At 70.6% G+C, this 3,300-nt stretch carries 4 protein-coding genes; 3 read left to right on the top strand and 1 reads right to left on the bottom strand.

Annotated elements, in window-relative coordinates:
• Positions 1-255 precede the first annotated feature (255 nt).
• Positions 256-1,278 carry an LLM class flavin-dependent oxidoreductase gene (locus FV222_RS20870; RefSeq protein ID WP_147752555.1) on the bottom strand — a complete coding sequence of 341 codons (1,023 nt, stop codon included), beginning with the start codon at positions 1,276-1,278 and terminating at the stop codon, positions 256-258.
• A 184-nt stretch (positions 1,279-1,462) separates the two neighbouring features.
• Between FV222_RS20870 and FV222_RS20875 the strand changes: the two genes are divergently transcribed.
• From FV222_RS20875 to FV222_RS31405, 3 genes are read left to right on the top strand one after another with little or no spacing between them, the layout of a single operon-like run.
• A complete protein-coding gene (locus tag FV222_RS20875) occupies positions 1,463-2,665 on the top strand; it encodes a pyridoxal phosphate-dependent aminotransferase (RefSeq protein WP_147761993.1) in 1,203 nt (400 codons plus the stop codon).
• 60 nt (positions 2,666-2,725) lie between these two features.
• Positions 2,726-3,004 (top strand): NAD(P)-binding domain-containing protein, encoded by a 279-nt coding sequence (locus tag FV222_RS31400; protein ID WP_246685577.1) that lies wholly within the window; start codon positions 2,726-2,728, stop codon positions 3,002-3,004.
• Positions 3,005-3,024: 20 nt separating this feature from the next.
• Entirely contained in the window at positions 3,025-3,300 is a 276-nt protein-coding gene (locus FV222_RS31405; protein WP_246685578.1) for a hypothetical protein, read from the top strand.

The following is a 3,300-nucleotide window of genomic DNA, read 5'->3' on the forward strand; positions in this document are numbered from 1 at the left end:
CCGCTCGCCCAGCCGCCGGCGCGGCGACGGCAGCAGCCGCAAGGCCCGCCGTCGCCTTCAGGAAATTGCGTCGATCGCCCATCATCGTCTCCTCTCGAGATCGCTGTCCCGTCGTGGCGGCCCTTTGGAGGGCCGTCCGCGTGTCCGATGCGGCGAAACCGCGTCGGGATCGACAGGATGCGCCGATCTGCGCGCGATGTCAGGCGAACGAATGCAACCTACGCGACAGGTGGGACGGGTTTGTCGTTCCCCGTCTCACGCCGCGACGGCGGTCTTGGCGAGGCCCCAGGCCTGCGCGAGCAGGCTGTAGGAGCGGCGGCGCGCCTCCTGGTCGGGGATGGCGCACACGACCATGATCTCGTCGGCCTGCGTCGCCTCGGCGAGGCCCGCCAGCAGCGCGCAGACGGTCTCGGGCGCGCCGACATGCAGCCGGTCGCGGCCGCGGGCGATGCGGGCGCGCTCGGCGTCGCCGTAGGGATAAGCCTCGGCCTCGGCCAGGGTCGGGATCGGTGCGTACTCGCCGCGCTCGCGCCGCAGCGTCGCCAGCTGCGTACTGAGCGCCAGGCGCTCGGCTTGCGCGTCGGTCTCCGCGCAGACGACTGCGACCGCGAGGATCGCGTGGGGCTTGGAGCCCCAGCGCGAGGGCTGGAAGCCCCTGCGGTAATCGAGCATCGGGAAACGCGCGTCGAACGAGGCGAAGTGCTGCGCGAAGGCGAAGCCGAGCCCGAGGCGTGCGGACAGGTGCGCGCTGTAATCCGACGAACCGAGCAGGAAGATCGGCGGCAGGGGCACGCCGGCCGGCATCACCGCCACGGTGTTGAACGGATGGCCCTCGGGGAACCCACCGGTCTCCCACAGCATCAGTTCCTGCAGCCGGTCGAGGAAGTCGTCGCCGCCGCGCGGCGCCTCGCGGCGGCGCAACGCCTGGGCGGTGATGCCGTCGGTGCCGGGCGCGCGGCCGAGGCCGAGGTCGATTCGCCCGGGAAACAGCGCCTCCAGGACCTTGAACCGCTCGGCCACCATCAGCGGCGCGTGGTTCGGCAGCATGATGCCGCCGGAGCCGACGCGGATCGTACGGGTCGCAGCCGCGATCTGGCCGACCATGATGTCGGGGGCCGGGCTCGCCACCGAGGGCAGGGCGTGGTGCTCGGCGAGCCAGTAACGGCCGTAGCCGAGGCGGTCGACATGGCGGGCGAGGTCGAGGGAATCGCGCAGCGCCTGGGCCGGGGTCGAGCCGGAACCGACGAACGACAGGTCGAGAACGGAGAGATTTGCCATCGACCGGAGATGGTGTCGCCCGCACCGGCCGTCGAGGCGGTCGCTAGCGCCCGAGCCCTGCATCCGGCGCGTGACGTTTCCCGCCGAACCCCGACCGGGCGCCTTGCCGGCTTTCCGACCCGCGACTACGGTCCCGCCGCCGTCACGGGACGGCGAAACCTGCACGAAAACCGGAGTCCCCATCATGGGCTTTCTTGCCGACGCCCTCTCGCGCGTAAAGCCATCCGCGACGATCGCGATGACGCAGAAGGCGCGCGACCTGAAAGCCGGCGGCATGGACGTGATCAGCCTGTCGGTCGGCGAGCCCGACTTCGACACGCCCGAGCACATCAAGCACGCCGCCATCGAGGCGATCAACCGCGGCGAGACCAAGTACCCGCCGGTCTCGGGCATCGTGCCGCTGCGCGAAGCCATCGTGAAGAAGTTCAAGCGCGAGAACGGGCTCGACTACAAGGTCTCGCAGACCATCGTCGGCACCGGCGGCAAGCACGTCATCTACAACGCGCTGCTCGCCACCCTGAACCCCGGCGACGAGGTCGTGATCCCGCGCCCCTACTGGGTATCCTACCCGGAGATGGTGGTGCTCTGCGGCGGCACGCCCGTCTTCGCCGAGACCGACATGGCGCACGACTTCAAGCTTCAGCCCGAGGAGCTGGAGCGGGTGCTGACCCCGAAGACCAAGTGGATCATCCTCAACTCCCCGTCGAACCCGTCGGGCGCCGCCTACAGCCACGCCGAGCTGAAGAAGATCACCGACGTGCTGATGCGCTATCCGCACGTCTGGGTGCTCACCGACGACATGTACGAGCACCTGACCTACGGCGACTTCGAGTTCGTCACGCCGGCCCAGATCGAGCCGGGCCTCTACGAGCGGACGCTGACCATGAACGGCGTCTCGAAGGCCTACGCGATGACCGGCTGGCGCATCGGCTACGCCGCCGGCCCGGAGAAGCTGATCAAGGCGATGGACTTCGTCCAGGGCCAGCAGACCTCGGGCGCCTCGTCGATCTCGCAATGGGCGGCGGTGGCCGCGCTCGACGGCACGCAGGCGCACCTCGCGCAGTTCAAGGCGGCGTTCCAGGAGCGGCGCGACCTCGTGGTCTCGATGCTGAACCAGACCAAGGGCCTGCAATGCCCGACGCCGGAAGGCGCGTTCTACGTCTACCCGTCCTGCGCGGAAACGATCGGGCGCACGGCGCCGTCGGGCAAGACCATCGCGACCGACGAGGATTTCGTCACCGAGCTGCTCCAGGCGGAGGGCGTCGCCGCGGTCCACGGCTCCGCCTTCGGCCTCGGCCCGAACCTGCGCATCTCCTACGCGACCTCGACCAAGACCCTGGAGGAAGCCTGCAACCGCATCCAGCGGTTCTGCGGCTCGCTGCGCTAGGACCGGCGACGGCCGGCGCGAGGATCCTCCCCGCGCCGGCACCAGCCTGAAGGTGGTGCGATGCAAACGATTGCCGTCGTCGCCCCGGGCGCCATGGGCAGCGCGGTCGCGCGGCGCCTCGCCGAGAACGGCGTCCGCGTCCTGACCTCGCTGACCAGGCGCAGCGCCGCGACCCGCGCGCGGGCCGAGGACGCCGGCATGACCCATGCCGAGGATGCCGAGATCGTCGCGGCCGACCTGATCCTGTCCATCGTGCCGCCGGCCGACGCCGCCGCCCTGGCGGCTCGTCTCGCACCGAGCTTGGCCTCGGTGGTAAAAAGCCGGTCTACGTCGACCTGAACGCTGTCTCCCCGACGACGGTGCACGGCATCGCCGCGACGATCGCGCCGACCGGGGCGCCGTTCCTCGACGGGGCCATCCTTGGGCTTCCCCCGAAGCCCGGCGCCAAGGGACCGCGGATCTACGTGGCGGGCGAGGATCTCGCCCCCTTGCTGGCGCTGCGCGAATGCGGGCTCGACATGCGCGCCTGCGAGGGCGGCGTCGGCGCGGCGTCGGGCCTGAAGATGGCCTATGCCGGCATCATGTCGGGAAAGCCAGCGGCGAACCGGGCGAGCAGCTCCGGCTCGCTCGGTTAG

The sequence above is a fragment of the Methylobacterium sp. WL103 genome (assembly GCF_008039885.1).
Lineage (GTDB): Bacteria > Pseudomonadota > Alphaproteobacteria > Rhizobiales > Beijerinckiaceae > Methylobacterium > Methylobacterium cerastii.

Bases quoted from the DNA above. Each gene is read 5' to 3' on its own strand.
- FV222_RS20870 (WP_147752555.1), bottom strand. From the start codon at position 1,278: ATGGCAAATCTCTCCGTTCTCGACCTGTCGTTCGTCGGTTCCGGCTCG.
- FV222_RS20875 (WP_147761993.1), top strand. From the start codon at position 1,463: ATGGGCTTTCTTGCCGACGCCCTCTCGCGCGTAAAGCCATCCGCGACG.
- FV222_RS31400 (WP_246685577.1), top strand. From the start codon at position 2,726: ATGCAAACGATTGCCGTCGTCGCCCCGGGCGCCATGGGCAGCGCGGTC.